The organism is Nonomuraea sp. NPDC050783 (assembly GCF_040802095.1).
Classification (GTDB): domain Bacteria; phylum Actinomycetota; class Actinomycetes; order Streptosporangiales; family Streptosporangiaceae; genus Nonomuraea.
The window spans coordinates 253,468-271,168 of the sequence record NZ_JBFAHK010000001.1 but is presented as its reverse complement, the minus strand read 5'-3'; the positions used below and the strand labels follow the sequence as shown (position 1 = coordinate 271,168).

The 17,701-nt window shown below is 73.5% G+C and carries 15 protein-coding genes; 10 read left to right on the top strand and 5 right to left on the bottom strand.

Annotated features, from left to right (window positions below; all coding sequences use genetic code 11):
* Window position 1 precedes the first annotated feature (1 nt).
* Window positions 2-1,378 carry a type VII secretion integral membrane protein EccD gene (gene eccD, locus AB0H75_RS01275; RefSeq protein WP_367788067.1) on the bottom strand — a complete coding sequence of 459 codons (1,377 nt, stop codon included), beginning with the start codon at window positions 1,376-1,378 and terminating at the stop codon, window positions 2-4.
* Between the two features lie 266 nt (window positions 1,379-1,644).
* Here eccD and eccCa point away from each other — a divergent pair, with 266 nt between their 5' ends.
* Genes eccCa through AB0H75_RS01260 form a run of 3 tightly spaced genes read left to right on the top strand, consistent with a single transcriptional unit; the run spans window position 1,645 to window position 7,075 of the window.
* Window positions 1,645-5,628 carry a type VII secretion protein EccCa gene (gene eccCa, locus AB0H75_RS01270; RefSeq protein WP_367788065.1) on the top strand — a complete coding sequence of 1,328 codons (3,984 nt, stop codon included), beginning with the start codon at window positions 1,645-1,647 and terminating at the stop codon, window positions 5,626-5,628.
* Window positions 5,625-5,933, top strand: a complete 309-nt coding sequence (locus tag AB0H75_RS01265; protein WP_367788063.1) for a hypothetical protein — start codon at window positions 5,625-5,627, stop codon at window positions 5,931-5,933. The genes eccCa and AB0H75_RS01265 overlap by 4 nt, the downstream gene beginning before the upstream one ends.
* Complete coding sequence (locus AB0H75_RS01260) at window positions 5,930-7,075, top strand: transglycosylase SLT domain-containing protein (RefSeq protein WP_367788061.1); 1,146 nt, start codon at window positions 5,930-5,932, stop codon at window positions 7,073-7,075. Before AB0H75_RS01265 ends, AB0H75_RS01260 begins: the two co-directional genes overlap by 4 nt.
* 111 nt (window positions 7,076-7,186) lie before the next feature.
* Here the strand turns inward: AB0H75_RS01260 and AB0H75_RS01255 are convergent, their stop codons facing one another.
* Window positions 7,187-7,504 carry a hypothetical protein gene (locus AB0H75_RS01255; RefSeq protein ID WP_367788059.1) on the bottom strand — a complete coding sequence of 106 codons (318 nt, stop codon included), beginning with the start codon at window positions 7,502-7,504 and terminating at the stop codon, window positions 7,187-7,189.
* On the opposite strand from AB0H75_RS01255, the gene AB0H75_RS01250 reads away from it, so the two are divergent.
* The 4 genes from AB0H75_RS01250 to AB0H75_RS01235 are packed head-to-tail and all read left to right on the top strand — an operon-like array spanning window position 7,476 to window position 9,467.
* Window positions 7,476-7,877 (top strand): hypothetical protein, encoded by a 402-nt coding sequence (locus AB0H75_RS01250; protein ID WP_367788057.1) that lies wholly within the window; start codon window positions 7,476-7,478, stop codon window positions 7,875-7,877. The genes AB0H75_RS01255 and AB0H75_RS01250 overlap by 29 nt on opposite strands.
* A 10-nt stretch (window positions 7,878-7,887) precedes the next feature.
* A complete protein-coding gene (locus tag AB0H75_RS01245; protein ID WP_367788055.1) occupies window positions 7,888-8,763 on the top strand; it encodes a hypothetical protein in 876 nt (291 codons plus the stop codon).
* Window positions 8,760-9,152, top strand: a complete 393-nt coding sequence (locus AB0H75_RS01240; protein WP_367788053.1) for a YbaB/EbfC family nucleoid-associated protein — start codon at window positions 8,760-8,762, stop codon at window positions 9,150-9,152. Before AB0H75_RS01245 ends, AB0H75_RS01240 begins: the two co-directional genes overlap by 4 nt.
* 12 nt (window positions 9,153-9,164) lie before the next feature.
* A complete protein-coding gene (locus tag AB0H75_RS01235; protein WP_367790449.1) occupies window positions 9,165-9,467 on the top strand; it encodes a YbaB/EbfC family nucleoid-associated protein in 303 nt (100 codons plus the stop codon).
* A 72-nt stretch (window positions 9,468-9,539) separates the two neighbouring features.
* Here AB0H75_RS01235 and AB0H75_RS01230 read toward each other — a convergent pair whose 3' ends face one another.
* The 3 genes from AB0H75_RS01230 to AB0H75_RS01220 form a co-directional block, all read right to left on the bottom strand.
* A complete protein-coding gene (locus AB0H75_RS01230; RefSeq protein WP_367788051.1) occupies window positions 9,540-11,870 on the bottom strand; it encodes a serine/threonine protein kinase in 2,331 nt (776 codons plus the stop codon).
* A 109-nt stretch (window positions 11,871-11,979) separates the two neighbouring features.
* Window positions 11,980-13,128: a S8 family serine peptidase gene (locus AB0H75_RS01225; RefSeq protein WP_367788049.1), complete on the bottom strand. Its 1,149-nt coding sequence runs from the start codon at window positions 13,126-13,128 to the stop codon at window positions 11,980-11,982.
* 75 nt (window positions 13,129-13,203) lie between these two features.
* Complete coding sequence (locus AB0H75_RS01220) at window positions 13,204-13,476, bottom strand: WXG100 family type VII secretion target (protein WP_026214895.1); 273 nt, start codon at window positions 13,474-13,476, stop codon at window positions 13,204-13,206.
* Between the two features lie 145 nt (window positions 13,477-13,621).
* On the opposite strand from AB0H75_RS01220, the gene AB0H75_RS01215 reads away from it, so the two are divergent.
* The 3 genes from AB0H75_RS01215 to AB0H75_RS01205 all read left to right on the top strand — a co-directional run bounded on the left by AB0H75_RS01215 (window position 13,622) and on the right by AB0H75_RS01205 (window position 17,646).
* The gene (locus AB0H75_RS01215) at window positions 13,622-14,341 is read left to right on the top strand and encodes an SDR family oxidoreductase (RefSeq protein WP_367788047.1); all 720 of its coding nucleotides are present in this window, start codon (window positions 13,622-13,624) and stop codon (window positions 14,339-14,341) included.
* Window positions 14,342-14,370: 29 nt separating this feature from the next.
* Window positions 14,371-16,125: a biotin carboxylase N-terminal domain-containing protein gene (locus tag AB0H75_RS01210; RefSeq protein WP_367788045.1), complete on the top strand. Its 1,755-nt coding sequence runs from the start codon at window positions 14,371-14,373 to the stop codon at window positions 16,123-16,125.
* 132 nt (window positions 16,126-16,257) lie between these two features.
* The gene (locus AB0H75_RS01205; protein ID WP_367788042.1) at window positions 16,258-17,646 is read left to right on the top strand and encodes a hypothetical protein; all 1,389 of its coding nucleotides are present in this window, start codon (window positions 16,258-16,260) and stop codon (window positions 17,644-17,646) included.
* The last annotated feature ends 55 nt before the right edge of the window (window positions 17,647-17,701 follow it).

The window sequence follows — 17,701 nt, the reverse complement described above, 5'->3', positions numbered from 1 at the left end:
CCTAACCGGACAGCCCGCGTACCCACGTGTAGACCTCCAGGACGCCCAGCGCGAGCGGGAAGAGCTGGACGATCAGCGCGACGTCCAGGATGTCGGCCGCGCGCCCCCAGAACGGCGACGGCCTGCCGCCCGCCAGCCACAGCCCGATGCCGACGGTCATCAGCGCCACCCACAACATCCCGATGGCCACGGCCAGCGACCCCACGATCCCGCCCTGGCCGAACAGCGAGACCGCCAGCAGTGCGAACCCGGCCAGCCCGGTGCCGATCAGCCAGAGGCGCTGGCCGAGCCCGCGGAACACCCGGGCCCGCATGATCAGCGTGAGCGACAGCGAGACCGTCATGACGTCGGCCACCCAGTCGTCGGCCAACACCAGCAGCGCCTCGGTGACCAGCGCGGAGATGCCGATGACGGCGATCATGCCGGTGGCGTAGCGCTGCGCGACCCGGGTGCGCTCCTGGATCGCCCCCGCGTCGAGGCGCTGGTTGTCGTTGCGCAGCTCCTCCGCCGTGGTGGGCATGGCCGGCAGCGGCACCTTCGCCAGCCGGAACGACAGCGTGGGCACCAGCGGGCTGAGCGCCAGCAGCACGGCGACGGTCACCGCGGCCACCCCGGCGGGCGGCGCCGCGAACACCATCACCACGGCCGCGCAGATCCCGCCCGCCGTCGCGGCGCCGGCCGTGCCGAGGAAGCCGGGCACGCCGTCGGAGATCAGCGCGCCGCCGATCGCGGCGACCAGCGCGGTGCAGGCCAGCGCGGCGAGCAGATGGGGCGCGCCGATGCCGGCGGCGGTGCCGGGCGCGAACAGGCCCGCGACGAACCCGTACGGCAGCGCCGCGTGCCCCACCAGCGCGCCGGCCAGCGAGTCCCCGACCGCGCGGGACAGCAGCGTGCCGGTGACGATGAGCAGCAGCGCCAGCAGCCCGGCCACGATGGTGACGGTCAGCGCCGGCATGCCGGACACGGCCAGGCCGGCCGCGCCGAGCGCGAGCAGGGCGGCGGCGCCGCTCGCGCCCACGACCCTGGTGTGCTTGGCGCTCCAGGCGCCGCGGCCCTCGCGCACGCCGGTCGCCACCACGTCCGCCACGTCGTCGTACAGGGCGGGCGGCAGGATCGCCTCGCGGGGCCGCAGGTAGAGGATCTCGCCGTCCAGCACGCCCAGCGCGCCGAGGCTCTGCCCCAGGTCGAGCGGCTGGCCGCCGAGCCGCTGCAACGTCCAGCCGGGGGCGGCGGCCGCCTCGCCGCCCACCTCGCCGAGCGCGCGCAGCAGGCCGGGCAGCACGTTCGGCAGCGGGATGTCGGCGGGCAGCGCCAGGTCGGCCTTGCGGCGCGGGCCGACGATCGTGATGTGGCACTGCGCCGGCAGCGGCACCGGCACCTGCGCCAGCGCGCCCTGCTGGAAAGGACCCTGGGGCGGCCCAGGAGGCCCCAGAGGCCCCGGAGGCGGCCCGGGAGGTCCCGGCGGCATCGGCGGGCCCGGCGGGAAGGCGGGCGGGCCGCCGTAGCCGGGCGGTGGCCCCTGGATCGGGGGCGGTGGACCGGGCGGAGGTCCCTGAACGATATGTCCCATCTCAACTCTCCGTCCCCACCAATGGTCACGGACAACAGAGAACATATCTGGTCTCTTCTGGTAAGAACGTCTCGATGAGCATCGTCGTCGTACGTCGCCCTGAGCGCCGCCCCGGGCCCAAGCCTCCGCGCGGCGAGGTCCTTCTTGAGTCGCCCCCGGAGATCCCCGAGGTCCAGCCGCAGGGCATCTCGGCGGTCCTGACCTACCTGCCCATGCTGGCGGGCGCGGCGGCGATGGGCCTCATGTTCACCGCCTACGGCAACAGCAACCCGATCATGTACGTGGCCAGCGGCCTGTTCGCCGTGTCCATGGTCGGCATGACCGTGGGCCAGATCGGCCGCCAGGCCGGCGAGCGCAAGTACCGGCTGAACGGCGCCCGCCGCGACTACTTCCGCTACCTCGGCCAGGTGCGCAAGCGGACCCGGCGCGCGGCCAGGCAGCAGCGCGAGGCCCTGGAGTGGAGCGGCCCCGAGCCGGACGCCCTGTGGTGGATCGCCATGAGCCCGCGGTTGTGGGAGCGGCGGCCCCGCGACGAGGACTTCGCCACCGTGCGGCTCGGCACCGGCGTCCAGAAGCTGGCCGTCCAGCTCATCCCGCCGGACTCCAAGCCGGTCGAGGACCTGGACGCGCTGTCGGCCGGCGCGCTGCGCAGGTTCATCAGGGCGCACTCCACCGTCTCCGGGCTGCCGGTCGCGGTGGCGCTGGGCTCCTTCGCCCGCATCCGGATGACCGGCGACCCGGTGACCGTGCGCGACCTGGTGCGGGCCATGATCTGCCAGCTCACGGTGTTCCACTCCCCCGACGACCTGCGGATCATGGTGTGCGCCGGGGCGGAGTGGATGCCGTACTGGGAATGGGTCAAGTGGCTGCCCCACGCGCTGCACCCGGAGGAGACGGACGCGGCCGGCCAGGTGCGGCTGATGACGGAGAACATGGGCGAGCTGGACCGGCTGGTCGGCGGCGAGCTCAAGGAGCGCGCCCGGTTCCGGCCCGGCTCGGCGGCCGACACGCTGCCGTACCACGTGCTGATCGTGGACCACGGGCACGTGCCGCAGGACTCCCAGCTCGGCAGCGACGCCATCCAGGGCGTCACCGTGATCGACCTGTCCGGCTCGACCGGCGAGGTGGAGGAGAGCAGCACGCTGCGGCTGGACATCCAGCCGGACGGCTTCCACATGGTCAAGCTGGACCACGCGGGCAAGGAGCACCGCACCCGGCTCGGCGACCCCGACCGCCTCGACTACCTGCGGGCCGAGGGCCTGGCCCGGCAGCTCGCGCCGCTGCGCGCCTCGGCGAGCGGCGGCGGCGGCGAGGTCGAGGACGTGCTGGCGGCCAACACCACGCTGACCGACCTGCTGGGCGTCGGCGACCCCAACCTCGTGGACCCGTCGGTGGTCTGGCGCCCGCGCGCGGGCCGCAACCGGCTGCGCGTGCCCATCGGGCTCGGCGCCGACGGCCGCGTCGTGGAGCTGGACATCAAGGAGTCGGCGCAGGGCGGCATGGGCCCGCACGGGCTGGTGATCGGCGCCACCGGCTCCGGCAAGTCGGAGCTGCTGCGCACGCTGGTGCTGGGCCTGGCGATCACGCACTCCTCGGAGATCCTCAACTTCGTCCTGGTGGACTTCAAGGGCGGCGCGACCTTCCTCGGGCTGGATTCGCTCTCCCACGTCTCGGCGGTCATCACCAACCTGGAGGACGAGCTCCCGCTGGTGGACCGCATGTACGACGCCCTGCACGGCGAGATGGTGCGCCGCCAGGAGCTGCTGCGTGCGGCCGGCAACTACGCCTCGCTGCGCGACTACGAGCGGGCCAGGGAGCAGGGCGCCGAGCTGGCGCCGCTGCCGACGCTCTTCGTGGTGCTGGACGAGTTCAGCGAGCTGCTGTCGGCCAAGCCGGAGTTCATCGAGCTGTTCGTGATGATCGGCCGGCTCGGCCGGTCGCTGGGCGTGCACCTGCTGCTGGCCTCGCAGCGCCTGGAGGAGGGCCGGCTGCGCGGCCTGGACACGCACCTGTCGTACCGGATCGGCCTGCGGACGTTCTCGGCGATGGAGAGCCGGGTCGTGCTGGGCGTGGCCGACGCCTACGAGCTGCCCTCCGCGCCGGGCAACGGCTACCTCAAGTTCGACACCACCGGCATGACCAGGTTCAAGGCCGCCTACGTCTCCGGCGCCTACCAGCCGGACGGCCGCCGCGGCGGAGGTGGCGACGGCAACACGATCCTGCGCCAGGTCGTCGAGTACGGCTCCGGCTACGTGCCGCTCCCCGTCGTGCCGCAGCCGCCCCCGAAGGCCGAGGTGGCCGAGGCCGACGAGCGCGGCCCGCAGACGAGCCTGCTCGACATCGTGGTGCAGCGCCTGGCCGGGCACGGGCCGGCGGCCCACCGCATCTGGCTGCCGCCGCTCGGCGAGCCGCCCACGCTGGCCCACCTGCTGCCGTCGCTGTCGGTCACGCCGGAGCTGGGGCTGTCCACGCCGGGCTGGCCGGGCCGGGGCAAGCTGCACGCCGTGATCGGGATCATCGACAAGCCGTTCGAGCAGCGGCGGGATCCGTACTGGCTGGACCTGTCGGGCGCGGCCGGGCACGTCGGCGTGGCCGGCGGCCCGCAGAGCGGCAAGAGCAACGTGCTGCGGACGCTGGTCGCCGGCATGGCGCTCACCCACACGCCGCGCGAGGTGCAGTTCTACTGCCTGGACTTCGGCGGCGGCGGCCTGGCGGCGCTGGCGGGGCTGCCGCACGTGGGCGGCGTGGCCACCAGGCTCGACGCCGACCGGGTGCGCAGGACGGTGGCCGAGGTCGCCGCGATCCTGCGCCAGCGCGAGCGCGGCTTCGCCGAGCACGGCATCGACTCCATCGCCACCTACCGGCGCATGGTCGCCGAGGGCGGCGTCCCGAGCGACGGCTTCGGCGACGTGTTCCTGGTGGTGGACGGCTGGCTGACGATCAGGCAGGAGTTCGAGAGCCTGGAGGCCGTCATCACCGACCTGGCGGCGCGCGGGCTCGGCTACGGCATCCACGTGGTGGCGGCCACCAACAAGTGGTCGGAGTTCCGGCCGAGCATCAGGGACCTGTTCGGCACCAGGATCGAGTTCAAGCTCGGCGACGCCTACGAGTCGGAGATCAGCAGGAAGGCGTCGCTGGCCGTGCCGGAGGGCGTGCCGGGCCGCGGCCTGACCAGGGACGGCATGCACTTCCTCGCCGCCCTGCCGCGCATCGACGGCCAGCGTACCGCCGACGACGTCTCCGAGGGCATGCGCTCGCTGGTGGACGTCGTCCGGTCGTCCTGGCAGGGCCCGGCGGCGCCGCCGGTGCGCCTGCTGCCGTCGCTGCTGCCCGCCGCGGACCTGCCGGGGCCGGAGCAGACGGGCGCCGGCCGCATCGCGCTCGGCCTCGACGAGGACTCGCTGGCGCCGGTCATGCTGGACTTCGACACCGACCCGCACTTCGTCGTGTTCGGCGACAACGAGTGCGGCAAGTCGAACGTGCTGCGGCTGGTCATGGAGGGCCTGGTCGCGCGGAGGACGCCGGCCGAGGCGATGATGATCGTGATCGACTACCGGCGCTCGCTGCTGGACACGGCCGTGACCGACCACCGCATCGGCTACGCCGCCTCCAGCACGGCCGCCACCGAGCTGATCAGGGACGCCCGCTCGGCGCTGCTCAAGCGCCTGCCGCCGGCCGACCTGACGCCCGAGCAGCTACGCGCGCGGAGCTGGTGGGAGGGCTCGGACCTGTACATCGTGGTGGACGACTACGACCTCGTGGCCACCTCCAGCAACCCGCTGGCGCCGCTGGCCGACCTGCTGCCGCAGGCCCGCGACATCGGCCTGCACCTGGTGCTGGCGCGGCAGAGCGGCGGCGCCAGCCGGTCCATGTTCGACCAGGTCGTGCAGCGCATGAAGGAGATGGCCAGCCCGGCGCTGATCATGTCGGGCAACCGCGAGGAAGGCCCGCTGTTCGGCAACGTGCGGCCGACGCCGCTGCCCGTCGGCCGCGGCTTCTACGTGGACCGCCGGCAGGGTTCGCGCCTGATCCAGACCGCCTACCTAGGAGAGGGATGAGCTACGTCGACGTACACCTGCGGGCGCTGGAGGAGTGCGGGCGGCAGGCCCACCGGGTGAAGAACATGCTCGACCTCGGCGACGCGTTCGTGGGCTCCGACGTCCGGGCCCCGCAGGGCGACACCAAGGCCGACATCTTCGGCAAGCTGGACGGCGCGGGCGCCCTGGCCGCCAAGATCGACGCCGTCTGGAAGTCACTGGAGGAGGACCTCGGCGAGGGCCGCAACCGGCTGGAGAACGTCGAGCGCGCACTCGGCCAGGTCGCCACCAACTTCCGCAACGCCGAGAAGGGGTCGGGCGCATGAGCGTCGTCAGCGAGCTGGCCGCGCTGCGCACGAAGGTGGACGGCGACCCGCAGGCCATCAGGGACCTCGCCGCCGCCCTGCGCACCGCCGGCGGCCACGCCGCCACCTCCGCCAACCAGCTCGTCAAGAGCGTCACCGAGGTCGGCCACGCCTGGCAGGGCGCCTCCGCCACCGCCTTCGCCGACTACATGGCCGCCTACCCCAAGGCGGGCGGCGGCCTGCGCGACGCCCTCTCCTCCTGCGCCTCCGCCCTCGACACCGCCGCGACCAAGCTCCAGGAGGCGTACGACACGGTCAGCGGGCTGCACACCAACGCCGTCGCGGCCGAGAACGACTACAAGGGCCAGCACCAGGACGCCAAGCAGGAGGACACCGACGGCTACGTGCGCGGCCGGCTCGGCGGCGACCCGGTGGGCAGGGCCAAGAAGGCGGTCGGCGACGCCGAGGACGCGCTGACCACGGCCAAGGGGGCGCTGGAGAAGCAGCTCGGGGAGAAGGGGTTCGGCTTCTTCCGGGGCATCAGGCAGCCGGGCGGGGCCGACTTCCTGCCCGGAGACAACAAGGTGGACTGGCGCAGGATCACCGGCTACAGCCCCACCACGCTCTCCTCCGCCGACCCGAAGAGCCCGGGCGGGCTCCAGAACGGCGGTGGCGGGGGCGGTGGCGGCGGCGGGGGTGGCGGCGGGGGTGGCGGCGGCGCCGGGGCGCCGTCCTCGTACGGGAGCGCCCCCGCGCCCAAGGCGCAGGTCGTGGACTGGATCAAGCAGGCGCTCACCGTCATCCGGTCGCCGGAGATGGCCGACGTCCTGCGCAAGCGCGGCCTGGACGTCAGCGACCTGGACCCGAACGACCCGAAGGACATCCAGCGCATCTGGACGATCATCTACCACGAGTCCGGAGGGAACCCCAACGCCATCAACAACTGGGACATCAACGCTCAGAACGGCGTGCCGTCCCAGGGGCTGATGCAGACCATCCCGCCCACGTTCAACGCGCACCACCTGCCGGGGTACGACAAGATCCGCGAGCCGGTGGACAACATCATCGCCGGGGTGCTCTACACCTACAGCCGGTACGGGGACCTGGCCCACCATCCCGGGATCTCCTCGCTGGAGCGCGGGGGCGGGTACAAGCCGTACTGAGGGAACGGCGGGTTACGACGGGCTGAACGGTATTCGCATATTGCCCTTCACCTGGGCAAATGGCGATTTTCGCGGCCGGTGGCGGTGATACAAAGATCGGGTGTCGACCGATCAGCCGTCCACCGGCGCCAGCCCGTCGCCCACGACGACCCCGTCGCCCACGACAGTCCCGTCCCCGAGCACGCCGCCACCGCCGAGCACGACGCTCCTGCCCAGCACGACGCCGCCGCCCAGCACGACCCCGCCGCCGACCACGACGCCCCCGCCGAGCACGCCGCCGGCCACGACGCCGCCGTCCCAGAGCCCGTCGGCGACCGCGAGCCCGTCGGTGACCGCGACGCCCGTGCCGACGGTCGCCGTGACCAGCGCGTGCCCGCACACCCCCCAGTGCCCGCCGCCGGTGTGCCTGCCCCCGTCGCTGCGCGCCACGGCGTCCCCCTCGCCCTCGCCCTCGGCCTCGGGCAAGCCCCCGGCCGGTCAGGCCCCCGGGGACAGGTCGAACCTGCCCGGCTACGCGGCCCTCACCAGCGGGATCGACGCCTTCGCCGGCACCATGAACGACTCCGCCCAGGGCGTCCACCTGACCAAGCAGCGCACGCCGCGCTTCGAGGGCTGGAACCTGGCTCCCCTCGCCGGCGTGCCCGTCGTCGGCCTGATGTTCACCAACCGCTTCAACACCATCACCGACACCTGGAGCGACAGCGCCCGCCTGCTGAGCGACATGCTCAGGAGGGACGCCGGCAAGGTCACCCGGTCGGCGGCCAACTACCGGCAGGCCGAGCACGCCTCCGGCACGAAGTGAGCGCATCCGGATGACCACCCCGCCCAACCAGCAGAACAGGCTGATCATCCCCGGCCGGCCCACCGCCGCGCAGGGCACCCAGCAGCTCCACCTCGCCAACTCCGGCGGCTCGGTCACCAGGACGGTCCAGGTCCCGCCCGCCGCGGCGGCGGCCACCCGTACCGATCCCGGCTTCTTCAAGCGCCTGGTCACCGGCCTCAACCCGCTGCGCCAGAGCACCAGGGGCGCGATGATGATGTCCGGCCTCGGCGCGGCCGCGCTCGCCCTGGACGTGGCGGCCACCCTCAACCTGGGCAACCCCTTCCTGTTCTACGACCGGCGCGAGACCTGGAAGGAGATGTCCGGCTCGATGGAGGGCAGCCGCACGGACCTGTGGCGCGGCTACTTCGACCAGGTCGCGCCCAACTGGCGCGGCAGCGCGGCCGAGGCGCTCACCCAGTACATACGCTTCAACGCCGACATGCTCTTCGACAAGCTCGGCAAGGTCGGCCAGGAGATGAGCGGCGCCATGCACAACCAGTTCAAGGAGGTGCTGGAGTACGACCTGTCGGTCTTCGGCCTGTACGCCACCTCCGCGCCGGTCCTGCGCTCCCTGGCCGCCATGAGCACCACGCACCCGGTGGCCCGCGTCGCCCTGATGACCCAGGTCGGCGTCTTCACTACCGCGCTGGGCAACCTGGTCAAGCAGTTCGCCGACGTCTACAACTCCTACGAGGGCGACCTCAACAAGCTGGAGCTGAAGCTCACCGACCTCAAGGGCGCCTTCTACAAGTCCGGCGACCCGGAGCTGGGAGCCCGCGACCTGGGCCTGACGCCCACGATCGACGACCCGGGCCGGGTGGACGACATGTGGGTGCCGAAGGCCGAGGGGCCGGTGGTCCAGTGAGCGAGACCGAGGCGTTCGCCGGCGGGCGGGACGGCGACCTCGCCGGCCTGCTGCGCGAGGTCGAGGGCTGGTCGGCCAGGGTCGCCGGCACGCTGGACGAGCTGGGCCGGGAGCGGCTGGAGGGCGTGGACGCGCGTGGCGCCGTCCGGGCGCGGGTGGCCGGCACCGGGCGGCTGCTGGGGCTGCACCTCGACCCCAGGAAGCTGCGCGAGCTGGACCACGTCCAGCTCGCCGAGGCCGTCAAGGAGGCCGTGGGGGCCGCCCGCGCGGGCATCGCGGAGCGGCTGGCGGAGCTGACGGGCGACCCGGCCGGGCCGGGGGCGCCGGCTCACGGCGGCGTGGCGGATCCGTTGGCGGACCACGTCCGGCGGGTCATGCGGGAGGGGTGAGCGGTGAACGAGATGGACGAGGCCATGGCCCGCCTGGAGGCGCTGATGGCCACCGCGCGGCGGGCCGAGGAGGCGGTGGCGGAGTGGAGCGCGCGGCGCTTCACCGGCCGGGCCGACGAGGGCCGCGTCGTGGCCACGACGGACGCGCTCGGCACCCTGCTCGACCTGCGGATCCACCCGCTGAGCCGGTCCCGGCTGGACGCCCGCCGGCTGGCCGACGCGATCGCGTCCGCCATCACCAGGGCGGAGGAGGCCGCCGAGGCCGCCAGGGCCGCCCTGATGCCCGGCCTTCCGGCCTCTGACCGCCGCCCCTGATCCCCCGTCCCCCTCGACGCGAGAACCCCCTCCGGGCCCGGCCTGGAGGGGGTTCTCGACGTTCGGGCGGGGTCAGCCGCAGTTGCCCCAGCCGGCGTCGGTGCCCGTCGAGCCGACGCTGCCGGAGAAGCGGACGCACTTGCCCTTGGCGGGCAGCTTGACCGGTCCCGCGTAGTACTCGAAGTTGCCGCTCTGGTTCTTGGACCCGCCGCCCTGGACCTCCAGGGTGGCGCTCACGGGGGTCGCCTTGCCGACGTCCACCGTCTTCATCGTCACCACGCAGTTCTCACCGGTGGAGGCGTTGTAGAGCTGGAAGGTCTCGCCGCCGCCGAACACCTGGCTGCGCTGCACGGAGAAGCCGGCCCCGCAGACCTGCGCCGGCGAGTACGGGTTGCGCACCACCGGGGGCGGGCTGCTCGGCGTCGGCCTGGCCGTCGTGGGCTTCTGGGTGGGCTGGACCGTCCTCGTCGCCGTGGGCCTGACGGTCGGCCTGGCCGTCGTGGGCTTCACCGTGACGGTCGGGGGGATCGTCGGGCGGGTCGTCGGGCGCGTGGTGGGACGGGTGGTCGGCCGCGAGGTCGGCCGGGTGCTCGGGGTCCGCGACGGCTGCGCGGTCGACGTCGCCGACGGGACCGCGGTCGGGGTCGAGGTCGGCACGGCGGTCGGGGTCGGGGTGGCCGTCGGAGCCGACGTCGGGGTGGCCGTCGGGCTCGGCGTGGCGGTGACGGTCGGGGCGGGCGTCGGCGACTCCGACGGGCCCATGGTCACCACGTTCGAGTTGGACGGGCTCGGCGTCGCCGTCGGCGTCTGCCGCTCGGTCACGGTCACCGTGGGCTGGGCCGTGGCGGACTGCGCCGCGGTCGCCTGCGTCGTGACCGGCGGCTGCTGCGCGACCGGCTGGGTGTTGACCGGCAGCGGCGTCGGCACCGTGCTCAGCTCCGGCGGCGTGGGCGCCTGCGAGGTCCAGTCGCTCGGCAGCGTCATCGGGCCCACGTCGTTCGGGTCGGCGCCCGGCGTGTTCGCCCACGGCACGGTGACCTCGGGCTGGTTCTGGCCGGTCTGGTCCCGGCCCTGCTGGGGGACGCCGTTGTCGTCCACGTTGTTGTTGCCCGCGGCGGCCGGGTCGCGCGTGGCCTGGTCGCCGACGGCGGCGGCCACCGGCTCGAAGCGCTGGGTGGCGGCGTACTGGTTGGCGCCCCACAGCCCGACGCCGGACAGCAGCGCGAGCGCGCCCACGGCGGCGGCGAGGCCCACCGGGAACTTGCGCGGCGGCCGGGAGGACACGGTCTGCCCCTGGACGGGCGCCTGCCGCGGCTGCTCGCGCGGCGGCTCCCACATGGGCGCGGGCGGCACCGGCACGCCCTGCACCGGCTCAGGACCGGCCGGCGCGACGCCGCCCTGCGGCGGCACCGGCGGCGGGCCCCACGACGGCTGCGGCGGCACGGGCGGCCCGGCCTGCGGCGGCGCGCCCTCCGGCAGGCCCTGCACGGGCATCCCCTGCAGGGGCAGGCCCTCGACGGGCATCCCCTGCGGCGGCATGCCGTCGGCGGGCGTCCCCGGCATTCCGGGCATCCCCGGCACCGGGACGCCGTGCTGGAGCGGGATGCCGTCGATCACGGTGTCCGGCCGGGACCCCGGCCTCTGGGTGGCCACGCCGCCCCGCTTGTCGCCGAGGAGCTGCAGCAGCGCCGTGTAGGTGGTCGGCCGCTGCCCGGTGTCCTTGGACAGCGCCGCCTGCACCACCCGGCGCAGCGGCTCGGCGAGGGCGCCCAGCTCGGGCTGCCCGTTGAGCACCGCCTCCTCGTCCTGGCCGAAGGGCGGCTGCCCGGTCGCGGCGAAGGCCACGATCGCCGCCCAGGCGAAGACGTCGGCGTACGGCCCGTAGGCCAGGCCCCTGATCTGCTCCGGCGCCCGGAAGCCCACCTCGCCGGCGGGCTCGCCGAGGTCCACGTCCGTCACCCGCGGGCCGTCGGGGCCGAGGATCACGTTGTGCGGGGTGAGCCCGCGGTGGGTGATGCCCGCCAGGTGCACCGCGGTCAGCGCGGTGAGCACGCCGACCGCGACCCGCTCCAGGGTGTCGGCGTCGAGCGGGCCGTCCTCGGCCACGGCCTCGGCCAGGCTCCGGCCCTCGACGTGCTCGCGGACCACGTACGGCCGGCCGTCGTGCTGCCCGGCCTCCAGGGTGCGGGCGACGTACGAGCTGGACACCCGTTGCACCCCGGTGAGCCGAGCGAGATCGTCGCCGCCCTCGTCGGGACCGGGAGGCAGCAGCTTGATCACTCTTAACGGCGCGTCGCCGGACTCCTTGCCGAGGAAGGCCGCGCCACGCGGCCCGTCGGGCAGGCGTCCTGTGATGTCGTACGCGCCCAGCTTCGCGGGATCACCCGGACGCAGGGGGTGCATCTCCATCCCTTCAGTCAGAAGCTAGATCTCGAAGGGACATTCAACCGCATCTGCCACATTTGCATCAGAGGTTTCACCCGCAATTTGACTATTCACCACTAAGTTACGCTCAGGACGCCCGGCCGGGCCGCCACGCCCGCCGCCGCCCCAGCGGGACGAGCAGCACGAGCGCGCCCGCCACCAGCACCGCCATGAGCGCGCCCGCCCCGACCGCCATGGCGACGCCCATCGCCACCTCGTCCCGCGGCGGGGCCTTGGCCACGGCGTTCGCCGGCATCGCGGAGGGCGGCGGCTCGGCCACCACGGGCCCGTTGGCGGCCTCGTAGGGCAGGACGGCGGTGAGCGCGAGCAGCGGGTTCACCATGCCGGCGCCGGTGCCCGCGCCCGAGGTGCCGTCGGCGGTGGCGATGATGCGCCTGCGCACCTGCTCCTGGTTGAGCCGGGGGAAGCGGGCGCGGACCAGGGCGGCGGTGCCCGCCACGTACGGCGAGGCGAAGCTGGTGCCCTGGAGGCCGCGCTGGTAGGCGCGGCCCGGCCAGGGAGCGGTGATGCCGGTGCCGGGGCCGAGCACGCCGACCGGGGTGGCGGCGTTGGAGGAGTCGGCGCGGCGGCCGTCCGGCGTGGCCGCGCCCACGGCCAGCACGCCCTCGTACGCCGCCGGGTAGGCGGGCTCGTCCTGGTCGTCCGCGTTGGTGACGTTGCCGGCCGCGGCCACCACCACGACGTCGTTGGCCAGCGCCTGCTGGATCGCGGCCCGCAGCGAGGGATGGTCGGAGGCGCGCACCGACACGTTGATCACGTCGGCCTTGGCGGCCACCGCGTCGTTGATGGCGCTGACCAGGTTGTTGATGTCGCCCTCTGTCTTGTTGCTCTGCTTGACCATGATGAGCCGGGCGTCGGGCGCGACCCCGTGGAAGGGGACCCCGGACAGGTAGCGGGCGCCGATGATGCCGGAGACGGCGGTGCCGTGGCCGACGCAGTCCTGGTAGCCGGTGTGCGTCTCATCGATGATCTTCGAGATCTGCACCTGCGGGTGCGGGCTGGAGCCGCTGTCCACGACGGCCACCGTCACGCCCGCGCCCCTGGTGAGCCGCCAGGCGGACTTGATGTCGAGCCGCTTCTGCGCCCACGGCTCGTCGGCGGGCAGCTTCAGCGTGCCCTTCTTCGGGTTGCAGTCCTCGGGCGCGGCCGCCGCGGCGGCCGGAGCCGCGGCGAGGTGCAGGGCGAGCAGGCTGGCCGTGAGAGCGCGACCGATCATGACAGAACAGCGTATCCCGCCCGGACCGGTCAACGGAAAGAAGCCCCAGCGGGTCGCCAGGGCCTCGTCCCGCGGTCACTTCGTGGCGGACTCGATGTTCTGCCGGTAGGTGCCGATGACCCGGGAGGCCTCCTGGAGCTCCTCGGTCATCCGCTGGAAGGCCGTGCGGTAGTTCTGCCAGGCCTGCTGGAAACGCTGCGCTCCCGGCCCCGTCCACGCGGTGCCGACCTTGGCCGCCTCGCGGTCGAGCGCGGTCATGGTGGTGCGGACCGCCTCCGACTGCTGGGTGAACTGGCTGGCCATCTGCTGCATCTCGGCGGGGTCGCCGCCGAGCATACTCTGGCTCATGCGTACCTCCTGGCTGTGAGGGATTCTGGACCGTGTGAAGGCGCCATCACCCTAAGCAGGGGGCACCGGACGTCGCCCTGGTTATGCCGAGCGGCTATGGTCTACCAGAGGAAGATTCGGCATTCCGACGGAGGTCGTCCGGGCCATGCGCGAGGTCGTGGTGACGGGCGGCGGCACCGGCATCGGGTACGCGATCGCCGCGGCGTTCGCCGCGCGGGGCGACCACGTCACGATCACCGGCCGCCGCGAGCACGTGCTGAAGGAGGCCGCCGGCCGCATCGGCGCCGCGTACGCCGCCTTCAACGCCGCCAGCCCGGTCGCCGTCCAGGAGGCGCTGGGCCTCCTGCCGTCCCGCGTGGACGTGCTGGTCAACAACGCCGGCGGCAACACCAACCTCGACCGCAGGCAGTCCGCCGACCTCATGGACGTCGCCGAGGCGTGGTGGGCCAACCTCAACGCCAACCTGATGTCGGCCGTGCTCGTCACCACCGCGCTGGCCCCGCGGCTCGGCGACGGCGGCCGGGTCGTCTCCATCGGCTCCATCGCCGCCCGCGGCACCGGCTCCGGCTCCTACGGCGCGGCCAAGGCCGCCCTGGAGTCCTGGACCGCCGACCTGGCCGCCGAGCTGGGTCCCCGCGGCATCACCGCGAACGTGGTCTCCCCCGGCCTGGTCCTCGACACCGAGTTCTTCCGGGGCCGCCTCACGGAGGACGGCATCCGGGCGCGGGTGGACAACACCCGCAACGGCCGGGCTGGCACCGTCTCCGACGTGGCCGATACCGTTCTGTTCCTGGCGGGCCCGGGAGCGGGGCACGTGACGGGGCAGGTGCTCCACGTGAACGGCGGCGCCTACCTGGGCCGCTGAACCATCGATCGCAGGAAGGACGGACGTCGGTGCGGAAGGTTCTGATCGCCAACCGCGGCGAGATCGCCGTGCGAGTGGCCCGGGCGTGCAAGGACGCCGGGATCGGCAGCGTGGCGGTCTACGCCGACCAGGACCTCGACGCCCTGCACGCCAGGGTCGCCGACGAGGCGTACGCGCTGGGCGGGCAGTCGCCCGCCGAGACCTATCTCGACATCGCCAAGCTGCTCGACGTGGCCGCCCGGGCCGGCGCCGACGCCGTGCATCCCGGCTACGGCTTCCTGTCGGAGAACGCCGAGTTCGCGCGGGCGGTCATCGACGCCGGCCTGATCTGGATCGGCCCGCCGCCCGCCGCCATCGCCGCGCTCGGCGACAAGGTGCAGGCCAGGCACATCGCCCAGAAGGTGGGCGCGCCGCTGGTGGCCGGCACCAAGGACCCGGTGTCCGGCGCTGAGGAGGTCGTGGCCTTCGCCGAGGAGCACGGGCTGCCGATCGCGATCAAGGCGGCGTACGGCGGCGGCGGGCGCGGCATCAAGGTCGCCCGCCGGCTGGAGGAGGTCGCCGAGCTGTACGAGTCGGCGGTGCGCGAGGCCGTGGCGTCGTTCGGGCGGGGCGAGTGCTTCGTCGAGCGCTACCTCGACCGCCCCCGGCACGTCGAGACCCAGTGCCTGGCCGACGCCCACGGCAACGTGGTCGTGGTCTCCACCCGCGACTGCTCCCTCCAGCGCCGCCACCAGAAGCTGGTCGAGGAGGCCCCGGCGCCGTTCCTGTCCGCCGAGCAGGAGGAGCTGCTGCGCGCCTCGTCCAAGGCCATCCTGCGCGAGGCGGGCTACGTAGGGGCCGGCACGTGCGAGTTCCTGGTCGGCCAGGACGGCACGATCTCCTTCCTGGAGGTCAACACCCGGCTGCAGGTCGAGCACCCGGTCACCGAGGAGGTCTCCGGCCTCGACCTGGTGCGCGAGATGTTCCGCATCGCCGACGGGGAGGCGCTGGGCTACGACGACCCGCCGCTGCGCGGCCACTCCATCGAGTTCCGGATCAACGCCGAGGACGCCGGCCGCAACTTCCTGCCCGCGCCCGGCACGCTGGCCTCGATGCGCGTGCCCTCCGGGCCCGGCGTGCGGCTGGACGCGGGCTACGAGGCGGGGATGACGGTGCCGGGGACGTTCGACTCGCTGGTGGCCAAGCTCGTCGTCACCGGGCGCACCCGGCGCGAGGCCCTTGAGCGCTCACGGCGGGCGCTGGCGGAGTTCGAGATCGCCGGGATGCCGACCGTGCTGCCGTTCCACCGGGCCGTCGTGACGGATCCGGCGTTCGCCGGGGAGCCGTTCTCCGTCCACACGCGGTGGATCGAGACCGAGTGGGACAACACGGTCGAGCCGTACCATGAGCCGGTGGCCGCGGGCGTGGAGGCCGCGCGCGAGACGGTGACCGTGGAGGTCGGCGGCAAGCGGCTGGAGGTCGTCCTGCCCGCCGGTCTCGGCGCCGCCGCTACGCCCTCGGCGAACAACACGGGCGCGGCGCCGCAGAAGCGCGCCCGCGGCGGGGCCCGCAAGCCGTCGGTGGGCGGCGACGCCCTGGTCAGCCCCATGCAGGGCACGATCGTCAAGGTCGTGGCCGGCGACGGGGACACGGTGGCCGAGGGCGACACGATCGTGGTGCTGGAGGCCATGAAGATGGAGCAGCCCCTGGCCGCGCACAAGTCCGGCACCGTGACCGGCCTGACGGCGGCCGTCGGGCAGCCGGTGACCTCGGGCGCGGTCATCTGCGAGATCAAGGACGCCTGAGGGCGGGCCCGGTCCGGCTCCAGGATCTTTACCGGGGGGATGCACCACCGTGCTTTCCAGTGGGTAGCGTGCGCAGTGAGGAACTTTGCCGACCGCCCGTTCGTCCTCATGGGCGAAGGAGGCTTGCTGCCAATGACCCATTCGCTGCGCCGAGCAGGGGCCGCGATCGCGGCTCTGATCGCCGGTTTCATCGTCGTGTTCGCCTTGTCCCCTGCCGCCAACGCGGCGGCTCCCCCTGACGCCCAGACGGTCGTGTCCAACTGGAAGAAGGCCCCGCTCTACACGGTGCCCGGATCGCCGTTGACGTCGGACCAGCAGAGTGAGATCAATGACGCGCTGAAGGGAGCCGACACCAAGGTCTACGCCGTGGCCCTGCCCGACGGCACCGTGGACAAGTCCAGCATCGGCTCCTACATGAGCCAGCTGTCCTCGGCGCTGTCCGACGCCGGGCGGCCGCGGGCCACCATCGCGGTGCTGGACGGCATGACGCTGTTCGCCGGCTCCAACGCCATGCCGCAGGGCCTCGCGGGCCAGCTCGCCGTGCGCGCCACCGACGCCAACAGCAACGTCGCCGACGGCATGAAGGACTTCGTCAACCGCGTCGACATGGCCGTGGCCGGTGACCGCAACGCCCTCGACAACGGCAGCCAGGCCAACCCGGGCGCCGGCGGCACCGCCGCGCTGGTCGGCCTCGGCGTGCTCGCGCTGGTCGGCGGCGGCGGCTACTTCCTCTACTCCAGCAACAAGAAGAAGAAGCGCGCCCTCCAGGAGGCCAAGGACCTCGCCGCGGTCAAGCAGACCGTGGACGAGGACGTCACCAAGCTGGGCGAGGAGATCACCGCGCTCGACACCGACGTCAAGCTCGCCGGCGAGGGCGGCCAGCACATCCAGGAGTGGCAGACCGCGCTCGACTCCTACGAGAAGGCCAAGACCCAGCTCGCCGCGGTGCAGCGCGCCGACCAGGTGCGCGAGGTCACCCAGACCCTGGAGGACGGCCGTTACGCGCTGGCCGTGGTCAAGGCCAAGGTCAGCAACGAGCCGGTGCCCGAGCGGCGCGCCCCCTGCTTCTTCAACCCGCAGCACGGCCCGTCCGTCCGCGACGTGCGCTGGGCCCCGCCCGGCGGCGCGGTGCGCGACGTGCCCGCCTGCCGCATGGACGCCGAGGCCGTGGAGCGCGGCTTCGACCCGCAGATGCGCGAGGTCATGGTCGACGGCCAGCGCCGCCCCTACTACGACGCGGGCCCGGCCTACACCCCGTACGCCTACGGCTACTACGGCGGCTTCGGCGACGTCATGACCGGCATGTTCCTCGGCACCATGATGGGCAGCATGCTGAGCGGCGGCTGGGGCTACGGCGGTTACGGCGCCGGTTACGCGGAGGGCTACGCCGACGCCGGGGGCGACTTCGGCAGCGGCGGTGACTTCGGCAGCGGTGGCGACTTCGGTGGTGGCGGCGGCTTCGGCGACTTCGGCGGAGGCGGCGACTTCGGCGGCGGTGACTTCGGCGGCGGCGACTGGTAAGCACCTCTCTGCCTGCGCGCACGCCCCTCGCGGAGCTCTCCGCGAGGGGCGTTCC